The organism is Mesorhizobium sp. M0894, assembly GCF_040319725.1.
Lineage (GTDB): Bacteria > Pseudomonadota > Alphaproteobacteria > Rhizobiales > Rhizobiaceae > Mesorhizobium.
Map to the genome: position 1 here is coordinate 81654 of NZ_JAMYOG010000001.1, position 18012 is coordinate 99665.

General features: G+C 62.4%; 20 protein-coding genes. 14 read left to right on the forward strand and 6 right to left on the reverse strand.

Annotation, left to right across the window (positions count from 1 at the left end):
- Positions 1-14: 14 nt before the first annotated feature.
- Positions 15-908 (reverse strand): branched-chain amino acid aminotransferase, encoded by an 894-nt coding sequence (locus tag NKH91_RS00480; RefSeq protein ID WP_352846603.1) that lies wholly within the window; start codon positions 906-908, stop codon positions 15-17.
- A 249-nt stretch (positions 909-1157) separates the two neighbouring features.
- Here NKH91_RS00480 and NKH91_RS00485 point away from each other — a divergent pair, with 249 nt between their 5' ends.
- From NKH91_RS00485 to NKH91_RS00500, 4 genes are all read left to right on the forward strand, one after another.
- Positions 1158-1685: a MarR family winged helix-turn-helix transcriptional regulator gene (locus NKH91_RS00485; protein ID WP_023719182.1), complete on the forward strand. Its 528-nt coding sequence runs from the start codon at positions 1158-1160 to the stop codon at positions 1683-1685.
- Complete coding sequence (locus tag NKH91_RS00490; protein WP_023719183.1) at positions 1672-2391, forward strand: response regulator; 720 nt, start codon at positions 1672-1674, stop codon at positions 2389-2391. Before NKH91_RS00485 ends, NKH91_RS00490 begins: the two co-directional genes overlap by 14 nt.
- 51 nt (positions 2392-2442) lie before the next feature.
- Positions 2443-3858, forward strand: coding sequence for an ATP-binding protein (locus tag NKH91_RS00495; RefSeq protein WP_023719184.1), 1416 nt, complete (start codon positions 2443-2445; stop codon positions 3856-3858).
- Positions 3859-4062: 204 nt separating this feature from the next.
- On the forward strand, positions 4063-5085 hold the full coding sequence (locus NKH91_RS00500; protein ID WP_023719185.1) for a glycosyltransferase family 4 protein: 1023 nt from the start codon (positions 4063-4065) through the stop codon (positions 5083-5085).
- Between the two features lie 11 nt (positions 5086-5096).
- On the opposite strand, the gene NKH91_RS00505 is transcribed toward NKH91_RS00500, so the two are convergent.
- The 3 genes from NKH91_RS00505 to NKH91_RS00515 all read right to left on the reverse strand — a co-directional run bounded on the left by NKH91_RS00505 (position 5097) and on the right by NKH91_RS00515 (position 6595).
- Positions 5097-5456 carry a tRNA-binding protein gene (locus tag NKH91_RS00505; RefSeq protein ID WP_023719186.1) on the reverse strand — a complete coding sequence of 120 codons (360 nt, stop codon included), beginning with the start codon at positions 5454-5456 and terminating at the stop codon, positions 5097-5099.
- Positions 5457-5462: 6 nt separating this feature from the next.
- Positions 5463-5963 (reverse strand): type III secretion system chaperone family protein, encoded by a 501-nt coding sequence (locus NKH91_RS00510; protein ID WP_023678420.1) that lies wholly within the window; start codon positions 5961-5963, stop codon positions 5463-5465.
- Between the two features lie 329 nt (positions 5964-6292).
- The gene (locus NKH91_RS00515) at positions 6293-6595 is read right to left on the reverse strand and encodes an accessory factor UbiK family protein (protein ID WP_023719187.1); all 303 of its coding nucleotides are present in this window, start codon (positions 6593-6595) and stop codon (positions 6293-6295) included.
- Positions 6596-6725: 130 nt separating this feature from the next.
- Here NKH91_RS00515 and lgt point away from each other — a divergent pair, with 130 nt between their 5' ends.
- From lgt to NKH91_RS00545, 6 genes are all read left to right on the forward strand, one after another.
- Positions 6726-7577, forward strand: coding sequence for a prolipoprotein diacylglyceryl transferase (lgt, locus tag NKH91_RS00520; protein WP_352496092.1), 852 nt, complete (start codon positions 6726-6728; stop codon positions 7575-7577).
- Positions 7574-8662, forward strand: coding sequence for a class I SAM-dependent methyltransferase (locus NKH91_RS00525; RefSeq protein WP_023719189.1), 1089 nt, complete (start codon positions 7574-7576; stop codon positions 8660-8662). The genes lgt and NKH91_RS00525 overlap by 4 nt, the downstream gene beginning before the upstream one ends.
- A 169-nt stretch (positions 8663-8831) precedes the next feature.
- Positions 8832-9620: a peptidoglycan editing factor PgeF gene (gene pgeF / locus NKH91_RS00530; protein ID WP_023719190.1), complete on the forward strand. Its 789-nt coding sequence runs from the start codon at positions 8832-8834 to the stop codon at positions 9618-9620.
- Positions 9620-10771, forward strand: a complete 1152-nt coding sequence (locus NKH91_RS00535; protein ID WP_023678425.1) for a M24 family metallopeptidase — start codon at positions 9620-9622, stop codon at positions 10769-10771. Before pgeF ends, NKH91_RS00535 begins: the two co-directional genes overlap by 1 nt.
- A gap of 54 nt (positions 10772-10825) precedes the next feature.
- The gene (locus NKH91_RS00540) at positions 10826-11446 is read left to right on the forward strand and encodes a hypothetical protein (protein WP_352884459.1); all 621 of its coding nucleotides are present in this window, start codon (positions 10826-10828) and stop codon (positions 11444-11446) included.
- Positions 11447-11699: 253 nt separating this feature from the next.
- Entirely contained in the window at positions 11700-12635 is a 936-nt protein-coding gene (locus tag NKH91_RS00545) for a ribose-phosphate pyrophosphokinase (RefSeq protein ID WP_023678427.1), read from the forward strand.
- 99 nt (positions 12636-12734) lie between these two features.
- On the opposite strand, the gene NKH91_RS00550 is transcribed toward NKH91_RS00545, so the two are convergent.
- Positions 12735-13616 carry an AraC family transcriptional regulator gene (locus NKH91_RS00550; RefSeq protein WP_352591744.1) on the reverse strand — a complete coding sequence of 294 codons (882 nt, stop codon included), beginning with the start codon at positions 13614-13616 and terminating at the stop codon, positions 12735-12737.
- Between the two features lie 129 nt (positions 13617-13745).
- Here NKH91_RS00550 and NKH91_RS00555 point away from each other — a divergent pair, with 129 nt between their 5' ends.
- Positions 13746-14987 (forward strand): MFS transporter, encoded by a 1242-nt coding sequence (locus tag NKH91_RS00555; RefSeq protein ID WP_352496090.1) that lies wholly within the window; start codon positions 13746-13748, stop codon positions 14985-14987.
- A gap of 100 nt (positions 14988-15087) precedes the next feature.
- On the opposite strand, the gene NKH91_RS00560 is transcribed toward NKH91_RS00555, so the two are convergent.
- Positions 15088-15765, reverse strand: a complete 678-nt coding sequence (locus NKH91_RS00560; RefSeq protein ID WP_352496089.1) for an ArsR/SmtB family transcription factor — start codon at positions 15763-15765, stop codon at positions 15088-15090.
- A gap of 94 nt (positions 15766-15859) precedes the next feature.
- On the opposite strand from NKH91_RS00560, the gene NKH91_RS00565 reads away from it, so the two are divergent.
- The 3 genes from NKH91_RS00565 (at position 15860) to pth (ending at position 18002) form a co-directional block, all read left to right on the forward strand.
- Entirely contained in the window at positions 15860-16354 is a 495-nt protein-coding gene (locus NKH91_RS00565) for a DUF2938 domain-containing protein (RefSeq protein WP_023719195.1), read from the forward strand.
- A gap of 254 nt (positions 16355-16608) precedes the next feature.
- Positions 16609-17253, forward strand: coding sequence for a 50S ribosomal protein L25/general stress protein Ctc (locus tag NKH91_RS00570; RefSeq protein WP_023719196.1), 645 nt, complete (start codon positions 16609-16611; stop codon positions 17251-17253).
- Positions 17254-17276: 23 nt separating this feature from the next.
- Positions 17277-18002, forward strand: a complete 726-nt coding sequence (gene pth, locus NKH91_RS00575) for an aminoacyl-tRNA hydrolase (protein ID WP_352846600.1) — start codon at positions 17277-17279, stop codon at positions 18000-18002.
- Positions 18003-18012 lie beyond the last annotated feature (10 nt).

Consider the following 18012-nt stretch of genomic DNA (forward strand, 5'->3'; position numbering starts at 1 on the left):
AGCTGTGACTTTCGTTATTCTGCAGCAATCGCGTGGTTGGGTTGAACGGCTGCAGAATAGTCATTCATCAGCGTCTTGGCGATCTCACCGACCTCGAATCGGTACGGGCCGATCTCCGAAACCGGCGTCACCTCGGCCGCTGTCCCGGTGAGGAAGCACTGCTGGAAGCCTTCAAGCTCTTCCGGCATGATGGCGCGCTCGATCACCTCCAAACCGCGGTCCTTGGCAAGGCCAATGACCGTTCGGCGGGTGATGCCGTCGAGGAAGCAATCGGGCTTGGGCGTATGGATCTTGCCGTCCTCGACGAAGAAGATGTTGGCGCCCGTCGCTTCCGCCACCTGGCCACGCCAGTCGAGCATCATGGCGTCGGCATAGCCCTTGGCCTCGGCGGCATGCTTGGACATGGTACAGATCATGTAGAGGCCGGCCGCCTTCGATTTCGACGGTGCGGTGCGCGGGTCGGGGCGGCGCCATTCGGCCATGTCGAGGCGGATGCCCTTGAGCTTCTGCGCCGGGTCGAAATAACTCGGCCACTGCCAGATGGCGATGGCGCAGTTGATGCGGCTGTTCTGCGCCGAAACGCCCATTTGTTCGCTGCCGCGCCACGCGATCGGCCGGACATAGGCGTCCTGGAAACCTTGCTTCTTCAACAGCGTGCGGCAGGCGTCGTCGATCATGGCGACCGAGTAGGGTATCTTGAAGCCAAGCAGGCGCGCCGATTCATGCAGGCGTTCGGTGTGGTCGGTCAGCTTGAAAATTTCGCCGCCATAGGCGCGCTCGCCCTCGAATACCGCGCTGGCGTAGTGCAGCCCGTGGGTCAAGACGTGGATCTTGGCGTCGGCCCATTTGACGAATTCGCCGTTCATCCAGATAAAGCCGTCCAGTTGGTCGAAGGGAACGGATGCCATGGTAACCTCCCGCGGGCGGCAGCCCGCACATCATTGTGTCGTTGCGTGTTTCGCCTCGGCCGCCGCGGGCGGCCATTGTCTCAAAGCGTAGGCGGATATTTAAGGTCTGGCAAACTCAGGAAGTTCCGGAAAAAAGGGCTTCGTTTGCCTTTTCGTTCGCAATCCGCCGAAAAGCTTGCCAAAAATTACCATCGCGCGGAAAATACGTCAATAGTGCTGACATAATTTCCTGCTTCACACGGAGAAAAGATGACGAGCCACGCAGCCGCAGAGCCGATCAGGACGGCGATCACCGACGAGGATGGCATCGATTTCGCCATCATCGAGTTGTTCTTCTTCGCCTATCGCGACTTTACCTCCGATCCGGACCAGATCCTGGCCGACTACGGTTTTGGCCGTGCTCATCACCGGGTTCTGCATTTTGTCAATCGCCGGCCCGGCCTGACGGTCGCCGAGCTCCTCGACGTGCTCAAGATCACCAAGCAGAGCCTGGCGCGCGTGCTCAAGCAACTGATCGACACCGACCATATCGTGCAATTGCAGGGCCCTCGCGACCGCCGCCAGCGCGAGCTTTATCCGACGGCCAAGGGCCGTGCGCTGGCGCTGGCACTGGCGCGGCCACAGTCGCGCCGCATCCATGCTGCATTGGAGGATTCCGGAGCCACCGAACGCGCCGTTATCGAACGGTTCCTTGAGGCGATGGTCAATCCGGAACTAAGGGCGCAGATCGACATTGTGCCCGCAAAGATGTCAGGGAAAAGCCATGGAGACCATTGAGAGGGTTGATCATCCGACAGCACCGGAAGACGACGCGCCGCATCTGCTGGTGGTCGACGACGACACCCGAATCCGCAATCTTCTGAAACAGTATCTGACCGAAAACGGTTTTCGCGTCACCGTTGCCGGAAATTCCGGCGAGGCGCGGCGCAAGCTCACCGGCCTCGATTTCGATCTGATCGTGCTCGACGTCATGATGCCGGGTGAAAGCGGCGTCGATCTCACCAAGGCGCTGCGGGCGGAAAAAAACGTACCGATCCTGATGCTCACCGCACTGTCCGAAACCGACAGCCGGATCACCGGGCTCGAGGCCGGCGCCGACGACTATCTGCCAAAACCGTTCGACCCGCGCGAGCTGATCCTGCGCATCAACAATATCTTGCGCCGCGGCGGCCCCGCGACGACGCCCAAGGTCGAACAGCTGGTCTTCGGCCCCTATACCTTCCAGATCGCCAGGCGTGAGCTGAAGCGCGGCGGCGAGGCGCTCAAGCTGACGGACCGCGAGCAGGAAATCCTGGCGATCTTCGCTGCGCGTGCCGGCGAAACGATACCGCGGCATGAGCTTGTCGGCGACGAGTCCGAGGTCGGCGAGCGCACGATCGACGTCCAGATCAACCGGCTGCGCCGCAAGATCGAACGCGATCCGTCCAATCCGGTCTGGCTGCAGACCGTGCGCGGTATTGGGTATCGGCTCAGCGTGGAATAGAATGCCGCCGACAGCGGTCCTTTGCTGGGCCGCCGGTGAGCGAAAAGACGAATGGCGACCACGCAACTCGAACGGCCGGAAGATGGCGGCTTGAGCGCCCGCGCGACGCGGGCGCTGAAGGCCGTGCCGCGCGCTTGGAACCGTTTCTGGCGCCTGGTGTCGCTTTACATGCCGAAGCGGCTCTATGCCCGCTCGCTGATCATCGTCATCGCGCCAATGATCATGCTGCAGTCGGTCGTCGCCTTTGTCTTCATGGAGCGCCATTGGCAGACCGTGACGCAGCGCCTGTCGCAGGCCACGGTGCGCGACATCGCCGCCATCATCGACCTGATAGAGACCTATCCGCACGACGCCGACTACGCCAACGTCATCCGCATCGCCCAGGATCGCATGCAGTTGAAGGTCGACCTCCTGCCGCCAGACCCACTGCCGCCACCCGGGCCAAAGCCGTTCTTCTCGATCCTCGACGAGATCCTTTCGTCCGAGATCACCCGCCAGATCAACCGTCCGTTCTGGATCGATACGGTCGGCAATTCAAATATCGTCGAGGTCCGCGTCCAGCTCGAGAACAAGGTGCTGCGGGTCTTCGTGCGCCGCAGCCAGGCCTATGCATCGAACACCCATATTTTCCTGATCTGGATGGTCGGCACCTCACTGGTGCTGCTGATGATCGCCATTCCCTTCCTGCGCAACCAGATCCGGCCGATTCTGACGCTGGCCGAGGCGGCCGAGAGCTTCGGCAAAGGCCGGCCGATGCCTCGCGATTTTCGCCCGCGCGGCGCCGAGGAAGTCCGCCGCGCCGGCTTTGCCTTCATCCAGATGCGCGAACGCATCGAACGCCAGCTCGAGCAGCGCACCGCCATGCTGAGCGGCGTCAGCCACGATCTGAGGACCATCCTCACCCGCTTCAAGCTGCAATTGGCGCTGGCCGGGACCAAGGCGGCCGACACCCAGGCACTCGACCAGGATATCGACGACATGCAGTCGATGCTGGAAGGCTACCTTGCCTTTGCACGCGGCGAAGCATCGGAAGACGCCGGCCGGTTCGACCTCGAAGCCTTCTTCGACAAGCTTCGCGAGGAAGCCGCGCTGCGCAAGCGCAAGCTGTCGACCGTGCTTGCCGGCGATCCGCATGTCCATGTGCGCCCCAATGCCTTTGCCCGGCTGCTGTCCAACGTCGTCGGCAATGCATTCCGCTATGCCAAGACGGTGGAGATCAATGCCAATCATGGACGCGGTTCGCTGCTCGTCACTATCGACGATGACGGTCCGGGCATTCCGCCCGAAAAGCGGGAGGATGTATTCAAGCCTTTCGTGCGGTTGGACGAGGCCCGCAACCTCGACGCCAGCGGCACCGGCCTTGGCCTTTCCATCGCACGCGACATTGCCCGCAGCCATGGCGGCGACATCGTCCTCGAACGCAGCCCGCTCGGCGGCCTGCGGGCGGTGATCAAGGTTCCGGCTTGACGGGAGCGAGGCCGGCCTTCATCCGCCCGTCATGAAACCATGGTGAAGAGCGCCAATGAAGCGCGCGATCCTGATTGATTCGGCCCTGCGGCCTCATTTCGACCCCGCGCCTGCCCGGGTGCGCTGGTGCGAGGCCAGAGCGGCGGCGTGGTCGCCGTTCAGGCATCGCGGCAAAGCAATCAAGCTCTCCGCCAAGCGACCGCCATGCGCATCCTGATGGTCACCGATGCCTGGCGCCCGCAAGTCAACGGCGTCGTCCACACGCTGGAGCGCCTCTCGGAGACCTTGAAATCCTTCGATGTCGAGACGGACTTCCTGACGCCGAACATCTTTCGCACCCTGCCTCTGCCGACCTATCCCGACATCAGGCTGGCGCTGACGACGCCGCACCGCGTGGCGCAGCTGATCGAGGCACGCAAGGCGGATCACATCCATATCGTCACCGAAGGACCGCTCGGCATTATGGCGCGGCGCTACTGCCGCAACGCCGGCCGTCCGTTCACGACCAGCTATCACACACGTTTTCCGGAATATCTGAGCGCGCGTCTGCCGGTGCCAGAAGCATGGGCCTATCGCTGGCTGCGCGATTTCCATAATTCAGGACAGGGCACGCTGGTCGCCACCCAGTCGCTTGCCGACGATCTTGCGGCACGCGGCTTCACCAAGCTTCGGCCATGGACGCGTGGCGTCGATACCGATCATTTTCGGCCGGATAAAAGAAAGGACCTGGGGCTTCCGGGACCGATCTTCCTCTGCGTCGGCCGCGTCGCGATCGAGAAGAACCTGCCGGCTTTCCTCGACCTGGACCTGCCCGGCAGCAAGGTGGTTGTCGGCGAAGGGCCGGAATTGGCGAAGCTGAAGGCCAGATATCCCGATACCCATTTTCTCGGCCATCGCCCGAACGACGAACTGGCCGAGATCTACGCCTCGGCCGACGTCTTCGTCTTCCCCAGCCGCACCGACACATTCGGCAACGTCATTATCGAGTCGTTGGCCAGCGGCACGCCTGTCGCAGCCTATCCCGTCACCGGGCCGATCGATATTGTGGGCGACGGCATAGGCGGCGCAGTCTCGCAAGAGCTGAGGCAAGCAGCGCTCGCCGCGCTTCTCGTCGACCGCACCGAGGCGCGGCAACGTGCTATGCGCTACAGCTGGAAGGCCTGTGCAGAAATGTTCATGGAAACGGTCGAAGGAGCACTGGGTACCACGCGAAAACTGGCCGCCTGAGCAAACCGCAGTTAGAATAACCTGCCGCCGTCCGGCACCTTACGCTCGATCGCGCCGAGGACGACGGCGCCCTCTTCATCGGGAAAACCGAGCGTCAGCACTTCCGACATGAATGGCCCGATTTGACGCGGCGGGAAATTGACCACCGCGAACACCTGCCGGCCGATCAGGCTTTCAGGTGTATAGTATTTCGTGATCTGGGCCGAGGATTTCTTCACCCCGATCACGGGACCGAAATCGATTTTCAACTTGATCGCCGGCTTGCGCGCCTCGGGAAAAGGCTCGGCCTCGACGATCGTGCCGGCGCGGATGTCGACGCGGTCGAAATCGGCGAAGCTGATCTCGGGTTTTCTCGCGTTGCTCGAACTCATCGACGGTCAGGCGTTTCCGTAGGTTTCGAACAGCACGCCGGCGAGCGCGTCCTTGGCCGAAGTCCCCGACCAGACGACGAACTGGAAGGCCTGAAAATAGCATTCGCAGGCTTCCAGCGCCGACGACAGCAGCACCTCGACCTGCTGGCTCGACGGCTCAACCCCACCGGCCAGCAGCAGCGACTGGCGGAACATGATGGCGCCTTCCTGCTCCCAGAGGTCGAAATGGCCAAACAGCATCTGCTCGTTGATCAGCGAAAGCAGCCGCATCACCTCGAGCGCGCGCGCCTCAGGCACCTTGATGTCGAAAGCGCAGGCCAGGTGCAGCGCCTCGTAGTCCTCCATCCAGGAGAATGAAACGTGGTAGTCGGTCCAGCTTCCGGCAACCGAGATCGAGATCTCGTCGTCGCCGGCACGCTCGAAGGACCAGTCGTTGTTGTGGGCCACCTGCTCGATAACATCCACCGGATGGATTTCGCGGGAGAATTCGAGTTCGAGAAGTTCCATGAAATGCTTCCTGTCGTTCTGGGAGCGCCACCACACGCTCCGCGGGAGAGGCACACTCGAACAATTCTGTCTAGAACTCGGACGGCCAGGACTTCGTCAACGCAAAGACCCCGGACCGGACCCCACCGCCCGGCGCATGACCCTGCTCCGAATCATGCAACAAATTCAGTCTATTGATCGGGAGTCGCGTGACCAGCCCAATTTTTCGCACTGCGTCATTCGCATGTGGAAAGGCGCTGTCGGAAAGATCCACGCAGTACCGGTAAGCGATTCACGACAAAGCGCTTTTTGCGATCCGGCTTTGTGGAAAAGTTTAACGAATATTTTTATTATTTTTTTGCACGCGGCTTTGCCGAAGCCGCAGGCGCCGCCTGCCCGGTCATTTCGGCGAGCTTGGCCTCGAGCGCCTCGATGCGAGCAGCGAGGCGGGTGTTTTCTTCCCTGGCCTTCGCCGCCATGTCGCGAGCGGCCTCGAATTCCTCGCGCTGCACGACGTCCATAGAGTTGAGTATCCGCTCGGCCTGGCCCCTGAAGGCGGTCTCCACCTCGCGCCGCACGCCTTGCGCGGCACCGGCTGCGTCGGTCATCAGCTTGGCGAATTCATCGAGAATGCGGTTCGGTCCGGTCGCCATGGCAAATCCTCGCTTGGTCGAATTGACGTAGTGGCGCACGATGCGGAATGCAAGCATATGCTCGCCTTGACCCTGCCAAAACCCTGCCGCATGGTCCGCGCCCGAACCTGACCGGAACCGGGAGACCCTGTTGAGCGAATATTTGCTGCCGCTGGCTGCCCTGCCCTTCCCCAACATCGATCCAGTCATCGTCCGGATCGGACCGCTGGCGGTGCATTGGTACGGCGTCGGCTACATCGTCGGCATCCTGTTCGCCTGGTGGTATGCCAAGCGCCTCGTCACCAACCCGAAACTCTGGCCCGACGGCACCCTGCCGATGAAGCCCGTGGATCTCGACGACTTCATCGTCTGGGCGGCCATCGGCGTGGTGCTCGGCGGACGCACCGGCTACGTGTTGTTCTACGACCTGCCGCGTTACATCGCCAATCCGCTCGATATCGTCGCCGTCTGGCAGGGCGGCATGTCGTTTCATGGCGGCCTGCTCGGCGTCATTCTCGCCATGACGCTGTTTTCCCGGTCGCGTGGTATCCGCACATGGTCGCTGTTCGACGTTGTTGCCGCCGGCGTGCCGGTGGGGCTTGGCCTCGTTCGCCTGGCAAACTTCATCAATTCCGAACTATGGGGCCGACCGACCGACGTTCCATGGGCATTCGAATTCCCCAATGGCGGCCCATTTGCGCGCCATCCGAGCCAGATCTACGAGGCGCTGCTCGAAGGGCTGGTGTTGTTCCTTGTCCTGCGCTTTCTCACTCATTCGCGGCTCAAGCTGAAGACGCCGCGCTTCGTCGGCGGCGCCTTCATTGCCGGCTATGGCGCCTCGCGCGTCTTCGTCGAATTCTTCCGCGAGCCCGACCAGCAGCTCGGCTATCTCCTTGGCACGAGCTGGCTCACCATGGGCATGGTGCTGTCGCTGCCGATGGTGCTGGCCGGCATCTGGGCGATGGCTACAGCCAAGCCGGTGACAAAACCGCAGCCCGCATGACGCCGCTGAAGACCCGCATCGCCGAGCTGATCGGTGCGGTGGGACCGATCCCCATCAGCGAATACATGGCGCTCTGCCTGTTCGATCCGCAGGACGGCTATTATACGACACGCGAGCCGTTCGGCGCCGCCGGCGACTTCGTCACCGCGCCGGAGATCAGCCAGATGTTTGGCGAGCTGGTCGCCGTCTGGCTCTACCAGGCATGGCTGGCGATCGGCCGGCCGACGCCGGTCGCCATCGCCGAAATAGGCCCCGGCCGCGGCACGCTGATGAGAGATATGCTGCGCACGCTTTCGCGGCTCGATCCGACGCTTACCGCCAGCGCATCATTCGCCTTGATCGAGACCAGTCCGCGGTTGACCGAGGTCCAGAAACGGACGCTTGCCGGGACGTCGGCCACCATCGCCTGGAATGAAACCATCGACACACTACCGCAGGGGCAGCTTCTGATTGTTGGCAACGAGCTGTTTGACGCGGTGCCTATTCGCCAGTTCGTCCGCGCCGGGGCCGGCTGGCGCGAACGGATGATCGGTCTCGACGATGCGAACCAGCTTCGCTTTTTCGTCGGCGCCGGCTCGCTCGACCCGATGCTGCTGCCGGAGGATGCCGAGAATGCGCCGCAAGGTGCGATCGTCGAGGTGGCGCCAGCCCGCGCCGCCCTGATGGCGGCCATCGCCGGGCGACTTGCCGGATTTGGCGGCGCCGGCCTGTTTCTCGACTACGGTCACCTCCAGCCCGGCATCGGCGACACCTTGCAGGCCTTGCGCAAGCACGGTCATGAGGACGTGCTGGCGAATCCGGGGGAGGCCGACCTCACCGCCCATGTCGATTTCGCTGCCCTCGCTGCAACCGTTCGGGCACACAGCCTCGATGCCCACCTCTCCACGCAAGGTGAATTCCTGCTCAAGATGGGGCTTCTCGAACGAGCTGGCCGGCTCGGCGCCAATGCCGATGAGGCAGCTCGTGAAAAGATCGCGGCCGACGTCGAGCGCCTCGCCGGTCAGCAGGCCATGGGCGAGCTCTTCAAGGTGCTTGCCATCCTTCCTCCCGGCATTGCCGTTCCGCCGTTCGCAAGCGCGGATTGACTTTTCGCTGTCGCCTCTACCACTCTCCCCTCTCCGGCTGCGCCCGACATCAACTGCACTCGCCTTCAACTGCGCCCGCCTTCAACTCGCCTACCTTCAACTTGCCTACCTTCAACTCGCCGCCTTCAACGCGCTTGACGAAATCGCCCATACGGACAACAAAGCCGCCATGCTGAATCAGACCAAACCGGATCCCGTTCGGTCGCCCTTGCTGGAAACGGCGCAAGGCATCCGCCACGGCTACTTCACACGCGTCGGCGGCATTTCCAGCGGCATCTACCGGGGCCTCAACATCGGCACCGGATCGAGCGACGACCAGACGCTGGTGCGCGAGAATCGCCGCCGCGTCGCCGAATGGATGGGCGTGGCGGCAAGCCATCTGCTGACTGCTCATCAGGTTCATTCGCCGGACGTCGTCATCGCCAGGGAACCTTTTGCCGGCGAGCGTCCCAAGGCCGACGCCATCGTCACCGACCGGCCGGGCATTGCCATCGGGGCCTCGACCGCCGATTGCGGACCGGTCCTCTTCGCTGACGCCGAGGCGTGCATTATCGGAGCCGCCCATGCCGGCTGGAAAGGCGCTTTCACGGGAGTGCTGGAAAACACCATCGCGGCAATGGAAAGCCTCGGCGCCCGGCGTGACCGCATCGTCGCAGTGCTCGGTCCTTCCATCGGCCCACAGAATTACGAAGTCGGACCGGAATTCGTCGCGCGCTTCGTCGACGCCGATGCCGGTAATGCCCGCTATTTCGCGCCCTCCGCAAATGCCGGACACGCGATGTTCGATCTCAACCGCTACACGGTCGACCGGCTGACCAAGGCTGGCGTCAATGCCGAAGGGCTCGGCCGCTGCACCTATGCCGAGGAAGAGCTTTTCTACTCCTATCGGCGCAGCACGCATCGCAACGAGCCCGACTACGGACGGCAGGTTTCGGCAATCGTTTTGGAGACTGACTGATGGCGCTGCATTTCGAACGCTCGGAATTCGACGCGCGGCGCGATCGACTGATGATCGAGATCGCCGAAAAGAAGCTCGACGCCGTCCTGCTGTTTGCGCAGGAAAGCATGTATTGGCTAACCGGCTACGACACGTTCGGCTTCTGCTTTTTCCAGTGCCTGGTGGTCAAGGCCGACGGCTCGATGGTACTGCTGACGCGTTCGGCCGATTTGCGCCAGGCACGCCACACCTCGATCATCGACAACATCGTTTTGTGGACGGATCGCAACGGCGCCAATCCGGCGGTCGACCTGCGCAATTTGCTCAACGAGCTTGACCTGCTCGGCGCCCGCATCGGCGTCGAATACGACACCCACGGCCTGACGGCATATAATGGCCGGCGCCTCGACGAGCAGTTGCAGACCTTCGGGCAGATCGCAGATGCCTCTGGCATTGTCAGCCGGCTGCGGCTGTTCAAGAGCCCGGCCGAAATCGCCAAGGCGGAAAAAGCCGCAAATCTGGCCGACGACGCGCTGGACGCAGCACTGCCGCTGATCAAGCAGGGCGGCGATGAGGCGCTGATCCTCGCCGCCATGCAAGGCGCGATCTTTGCCGGCGGCGGCGATTATCCGGCCAACGAGTTCATCATCGGCTCGGGCGTCGACGCCCTGCTCTGCCGCTACAAGGCCGGTCGCCGCAAGCTCACCAAGAACGACCAGCTGACACTCGAATGGGCCGGTGTCTTCCATCACTACCATGCGGCAATGATGCGCACGGTGTTGACCGGCAAGGTATCGAAACGCCACCAGGAATTGTTCGATGCCGCCCGCGCCGCGCTACTTGCAGTCGAGAAGGCGATGACACCTGGTAATACGTTCGGCGACGTGTTCGACGCCCATGCCCGCACGCTCGAAGCCCACAATTTGACCAAGCACCGGCTCAATGCCTGCGGTTATTCGCTCGGCGCCCGCTTCACCCCGTCCTGGATGGATATGCCGATGTTCTATCAGGGTAATCCCGAACCGATTGCGCCGAACATGACGCTGTTCGCCCATATGATCATCATGGACTCCGAAACCGAAACGGCGATGACCCTTGGCCGCACCTACCTGACGACCGAATCCCAGCCGAAGCCGCTGTCCCGCCATGATCTCGACTTGATCGTGCAGTGAATCCATAATGGAAAAAGTGTGAGGGGCGTTCGTCGCCAAGGAGTTTTCAGGCTAATGAGACGATCGCATGTGACGACCGTGTCATTGCTCGCGGCGCTGGCGCTGGCGGCTTGCACCAATGCGAAGGACGTTCTCGAACCCTCGGCCATCGCCCCGCAATCGACCCAATCCCTGCCCGGAGCCGGCGGCGCCGCAACGCCCCCCTCAACTGCGGCGCCGTCTTCCGGCACCGCGCCAACTGCAGATACAGCGCAGCCTCCGGCGGCAGCAGCCGTGCCGCCCGCCAAAAGCGCCGCTGCCATTGCGCGAACCCGGCTGCAGGTGGCGTCGATCGTCGGCGCCTCGGTAGAAGCCGCGACACCGCTGACCGCCGAGCTTCAGACACGCGCCAGGCAGCGTGGCATCACCTTGGCCGGCAGCACCGACCAGACCCCAACGCACGTGCTCAAGGGCTATTTCTCGACCATGACGGAAGGCAAGGACACCACCGTCATCTATGTCTGGGACATCTATGACCCGGCCGGCAACCGGCTGCATCGCATCAACGGCCAGCAGAAGGCGCCCTCCGTCGGTGGCGGCGAAGGCTGGGCGGCGGTCGCGCCGGCGACCATGCAGGCGATTGCCGACCAGACAATCGACCAGTTCGCCACCTGGCTTGGCGGCGGCGCCGGCTGACCTGGAGCATGATTCCGAAAAGTGGAATCCGGTTTTCGGAAAAGAGCATGCTCAGACTAAAAGATAGAAGCTATCCCGATTCTGTCGGCATCGAACTGGGCCTATCGCCGCATCGTCAAGCCGTAAGCGATTATTGAGATTAGCCGGCGGATTCCCATTCACGACGCTTGCAATACCGGCGCGGGCCGCTAAAAGCCCGACTAAGAGGCTGGAGTGCTATCGGAGTCTCTCAATCCTTCGCCAGGAACGGTGCATGAAGCTCTTCGCGGGCAATTCCAACAGGGTGCTGGCCGAATCAGTCGCCCGCTACCTCAACATTCCGCTGGGCAAGGCCAGCGTCAGGCGCTTCGCTGACCAGGAAATCTTCGTCGAGATCCAGGAGAACGTGCGAGGCGAGGACGTCTTCATCCTGCAGTCCACCTCGTTCCCAACCAACGATCATCTGATGGAACTGCTCATCATGATCGACGCCTTCATGCGCTCCTCGGCCAAGCGTATCACTGCGGTTATTCCTTATTTCGGCTATGCCAGGCAGGACCGCCGCGCCTCCGGCCGCACACCGATCTCGGCCAAGCTGGTAGCCAACATGATCACGCGGGCGGGCGTCAACCGGGTGCTGACGCTGGATCTGCATGCCGGGCAAATTCAGGGCTTCTTCGACATCCCGACCGACAATCTGTTTTCCGTGCCGGTGATGGCGCGTGACGTGAAGGCGAAATACAAGCAGCTCGCCAATGTCATGGTGGTGTCGCCGGATGTCGGCGGCGTGGTCCGCGCCCGTGCCCTCGCCAAGCGCATCGATGCCCAGTTGGCCATCGTCGACAAGCGTCGCGAGCGCCCCGGCGAATCGGAAGTCATGAACGTCATCGGTGACGTGCGCGGCAAGGATTGCCTGTTGATCGACGACATCATTGATTCGGGCGGCACGCTATGCAATGCGGCCGATGCGCTGCTTGCCGACGGCGCCACCAGTGTCACCGCCTATACTACCCATGGCGTTTTGTCCGGCGGCGCCATCGCCCGCATCGGCGCCTCGAAACTGCAGGAACTGGTCATCACCGATTCCATCCAGCCGACCCAGGCAGTGCTGGACGCCGCCAATATCCGCGTCATCTCCATCGCCGAACTGATGGGCGAGGCGATCTCCCGCACGGCAACCGAGGAATCGGTGTCGAGCCTGTTCGATTAATACATGTCGCGCAAAAGTGAGCAGCGGTTTTGCGACAACGACATGCATAAAACAAGACCCTAAAGCGCGTCGCATGAGACCGGTCGAACGCGACGCGCTTTAGGGCTGCGACTCAGGCCGAGCCGGACCGCTTATTCGCCGCACACCTTCACCAGCATCACGGGCGCCGAGCATGTAACCGCGTGGCGAGGCTCCCAGCATGCGCTTGAACATGGTGATGAACGCCGGCACGCTGTCATAGCCGAGATCGAGCGCCACCCTTGTGATCGGCTCGCCGTCGGCCAGCCGTGGCAGCGCCGCGAACAGACAGGCCTGCTGGCGCCAAGTCGACAGCGACAATCCGGTCTGGCGATGAAAGGCGCGGGTGAAAGAGCGGCGGCTCATGCCGACGATAGCGGCCCATTCATCGATCGTCGCGTGCGGTGACGGTGCCGAGACGAAGCGCCGGCACAGCGCTGCCAGCCTTGCGTCGGACGGGAACGGCAGTCCGAGTGGCCGTTGCGGCAGGTTCGGGATTTCGTGCAGCAGGAGCTTCATGATCAGCCCGCCCCGCCCCTCCAGCTCGGCGCCCTGCGGCAGCTTTTCCGATTCCACGATCAGGCTGTGCATCAGGTCGGTGATGCCGACGACGCGCAACCCGTCCGGCAGGCCGGGAATGGCCTCCGGCATCACATAGACGGAGCGCATGCTGACGTCGCCCAGCATCTCAACCGAGTGTTCGGTGCCGGCTGGGATCCACATCGCGTGGTTGGGGGGCACCATCCAGCGCCCATGCCGCGTCGTCACCAGCACGACACCGACCAGCGCGTGCAGCAACTGGCTGCGGCTGTGATGGTGCCGCGGCACGTGATAGCCGTCCGGATATTCGGTCGGCAGCGCCACCGCCGGCCCGACGGCCTGCTCCAGCCATTGCCAGCGACGCTCATGCAACAGCCCAAGATCGGTATCGCCCGCTCTGAACATTTCCCTGCCATGCGGCATCAGCTATGGCCCACTTGCGAAACTATTGGACCAAACCACGAAAGAAGTCGCGTGACAAGCAACGTATAAGGCAGCCGGCCCATAAGACCGCCTGCGGGAGCGCCCGCCAAAAAGACCACGGAGCCTGCCTTGACCGATACCACAGCAACCGCCGACGCCAAGCCGGCAGCGGCCAGCCACATTTCAGCTCAGGCGACGGCCTTCACCGTCATCCTGGCGGTGAGCTTCTGCCATTGCATCAACGACATCATGCAGTCGCTGCTGTCGGCGATCTATCCGCTGCTGAAGGACAATTACGGTCTCGATTTCTGGCAGATCGGCCTTTTGACTTTCACCTTCCAGGTGACGGCATCCTTGCTGCAGCCGGTGATCGGCATGATTACCGACAAGCGGCCGATGCCGTATTCGCTGCCCTACGGCATGGCCTCTTCGTTGATCGGCCTGGTCGTGCTGGCCTATGCTGGACATTACTCGCTGCTCCTCATCGGCGCCTCGCTGATTGGCATTGGCTCGGCGATCTTCCACCCGGAATCCTCGCGCATCGCGCGCTTCGCCTCTGGTGGCAGGTTCGGCCTGGCACAGTCGCTGTTCCAGGTCGGCGGCAATTTCGGCCAGGCCATGGGGCCGCTGCTGGCAGCCTTCATCGTCGTGCCCTTCGGCCAGACCAGCATCGCCTGGTTCGCCGGCGGCTCGCTGATCGGCATCATCGTGCTGTGGCAGGTCGGCGGCTGGTACAGCCGCCTGCGTGCCGCGCAGAGCACCCGCAAGGCGGCAGGCTTCGTCTCGCCCTTCCCGCGCCGCAAGGTGATGGGAGCGCTGCTGGTGCTGACACTGCTGGTACTGACCAAGAACGCCTATATTTCCAGCCTTGCCAGCTATTACACCTTCTATTCCATCCATAAATTCGGCGTTTCGGTGCAGATGTCGCAAGTCATGCTGTTTCTGTTCCTCGGCGCCTCGGCCCTGGGCATCCTGCTCGGCGGCCCGTTCGGCGACCGCTACGGGCAGAAGGCGATGATCTGGTTCTCGATCGTCGGCGTGCTGCCCTTCACCCTGGCCCTGCCCTATGCCAATTTCGAGTGGACGATGGTTCTCACCGTGCTGATTGGCCTGATCCTGTCCTCGGCCTTCTCGAACGTCGTCGTCTTCGCGCAGGAACTCGTGCCCGGCCGGGTCGGCATGATCGCCGGCATCTTTTTCGGCTTCGCCTTCGGCATGGGCGGCATCGCGGCCGCCGTGCTTGGCGTCGTCGCCGACATGAAAGGCATCGATTTCGTCTTCCAGGTCTGCTCGTATTTGCCGCTACTCGGGCTGCTGACGGTTTTTCTGCCTAACATGAAGGAAGCGAGGAAGGTGACCACGGTCGGGTGAAGCCCGGGTTCGGTTTCTAAGCGAATCCCCTCTTCCGACGCGCCCGTCCAGCCGCCTGCGGTTATTTGGGCCAGGCCCGGCGACGCCGATTTGGCGGCCGTCAGCCGCTTTCGTAGTTCGTTCCCTCTACACCCAGGCCTGCAGCTGCCCACTCGGGCAAGCCGCCTTCGAAACGGCGCGAGGCCCAGCCTCGTGCCCTCAGGATTGCCAAAGCGTCGGCCGACAGAACGCACTGGACCCCACGACAATAGGCGACAACGACCTTCTCTCGTGGAAGCTCCGCAAGCCGCTGCTCCAGCTCATCAGCGGGAATGTTGATCGCACCCGGCAAATGCCCCGTCGCGAATTCGTTCTGCGGCCTGACATCGAGCAGCACGACTTCGTCGTTTCGCATGCGGCGCACGAGTTCCTCGCGCGAGATGTTTTCCAGCCTGTCCGGCTGGCTAATGCTGTCGTTGATAAACTCACGGATCTGCTCGCGTCTATGGTTTGCAAGGCTTCGCAGCGCCGCGAACACGTTTTCGATTGGGACATCTGCAAGCCGGTACAGAACGCGTTTTCCGTCTCGCCGGGTCTGCACCAGGCCCGCTCGCTTGAGATGTTGAAGATGCTGCGACGTATTCGCCAATGCGATCCCCGAAAGCTGCGTCAGCTGCTCGACGGCCAGTTCGCCATCGGCAATGTGACGCAGCAGAACCAGCCGGTGGGCATGCCCCAAGGTGCGGGCGAGATCCGCTACTTCGTCGAAGATCGGGTGGTGAACGTCCGTGCTTTTCATTTGACTTGGCTAGCATTAATCAATCAATCAATCAATATGTTGAATGATTGATTCTAATTGGTTAATGTCTGACGGGTGAAACAGGAGAGCAAAAATGTTGGAGTTCGTTGTCCGTGCGGCCGTCATTGGTATCGGCGCGACAGCCCTGATGGACCTTTGGGGATGGTTTCTGAAGCGAATGCTCGCGATTCCATCGCTTGATTACGCCTGGGTCGGCCGCTGGATCGGACACTTTCCGCGTGGCCGTTTCGCGCACGCGAATATCGCGCAAGCTGCTCGCGTTCGCGGCGAAACCGCCATTGGATGGAGCGCACATTACGCGACCGGCATCGTATTTGCCGCGGCGCTGATTGGAGTGTGGAGCCTCGACTGGGCACGGCACCCGACAGTGCTTCCGGCCCTGTTGGTCGGCGTCTGCACCATCGTCGCCCCGTTCTTCGTGATGCAACCGGCTTTTGGGATCGGCATCGCGGCTTCGAAAGTTCCCAATCCGCGCACTGCGCGCCTGCGCAGCCTTATGACCCATCTGTCCTTTGGCGTCGGACTGTACATTGCAGCATTGCTTTCGGCACTGCCGTTTCCGGCCTGACATTGATGGGACACGGTCCGTCCCTGGGCACCTTCCGCCCCGCTTGCACCTCGCGCCGCCTTCCGCTATAGAGCCGCCACCCGCGTAGACACCCTTGGAGGCAACGCGGCGGAAGGCCGCCTTCCCGCATGATCCCGAAAAGTGGATTCCGGTTTTCGGACCAGGTCATGCGTTAGCTATGTCGGCTTTCGACGTTTACGGCCCCGGCACGTTGCCGGCCGCGAACGCTCCAGAACAACGCGAAAGGAAATGCCATGAGCCACGATACTTACGAGCTCAAGGCCGAAGCGCGCGAACAGGTCGGTAAGGGGTCCGCCCGTGCAGTTCGCCGCAACGGTAAAGTGCCTGCAGTGATTTACGGCGACAAGCAGCCTCCCCTGGCGATTGCGCTGACCTATAAGGACATCTACTACAAGATCCATGGCGGCGGGTTTCTGACCACGGTCGCCACGATCGATGTCGACGGGAACAAGATCCAGGTTCTGCCCAAGGACTTCCAGCTCGACCCGGTCAAGGATTTCCCGGTCCACGTCGATTTCCTGCGCATCGGCAAGGACACCGAAGTCAATGTCGACGTGCCCGTGCACTTCATCAATGAAGACAAGTCGCCCGGCATCAAGCGCGGCGGCGTGCTCAACATCGTGCGCCACGAGGTCGAATTCCACTGCCCGGCCAATGCGATCCCGGATTTCATCACCATCGATCTCACCGGCACCGATATTGGCGATTCGATCCACATTTCGGCCGTCACCTTGCCGGCCGGCGTCAAGCCGGTGATCTCCGACCGTGACTTCACCATCGCGACCATTGCCGGCTCCTCGGCGATGAAGCCGGAGGCCGTAGAAGAGACGACTGAAGCGGCTGCGCCCGAAGCGGCTCCTGCCGCCGAAGAGAAGTAACCCCTTCCCGCCCGGAGGCGACGATGCTTGTCTTTGCAGGCCTCGGCAATCCGGGCGCGAAATACGCCAACAACCGGCACAATGTCGGCTTCATGGCGGCGGACGCGATCGCCCGCCGCCATTCCTTTTCGCCCTGGTCGAAGAAATTCCAGGGGCTGATCGCCGAAGGCACGCTTGCCGGCGACAAGGTGATCCTGATCAAGCCGCAGACCTTCATGAACCTGTCCGGCCAATCGGTCGGCGAAGCCTTGCGCTTCTATAAGCTCGGCCCTTCGGCGCTGACTGTCTTTTATGACGAGATCGACCTTGCCGCCGGCAAGGTTCGGGTCAAGGTCGGTGGCGGTTCCGGCGGCCACAACGGTATCCGCTCGCTCGACCAGCACGTCGGCAAGGATTTTCGCCGTGTGCGCATCGGCGTCGGCCACCCCGGCGTCAAGGAAATGGTGCACGGCCATGTGCTCGGCGATTTCGCCAAGGGCGACCGCGAATGGCTGGACGTGCTGCTCGACGCAATCGCCGATGGTGCCGGATTGCTTGCCAAGGGCGACGACAATTCGTTCATGAATCGCGTGACGCTGGCGCTGCGCGAGAAGCTCACGCCGACGGGCGACGACGACCGCCCGCCACCCAAGGCGCCAAAGGTGCAAAGCCATGTCCGCCAGGCGCGGCCGCAGCAGCCGGCGGCCAAGCTGCCCAAAACCGGCCCGATGGCGGCGATGCTGAAGAAGCTTTTTGGCGGCAAGGACTGAGCCATGGCGC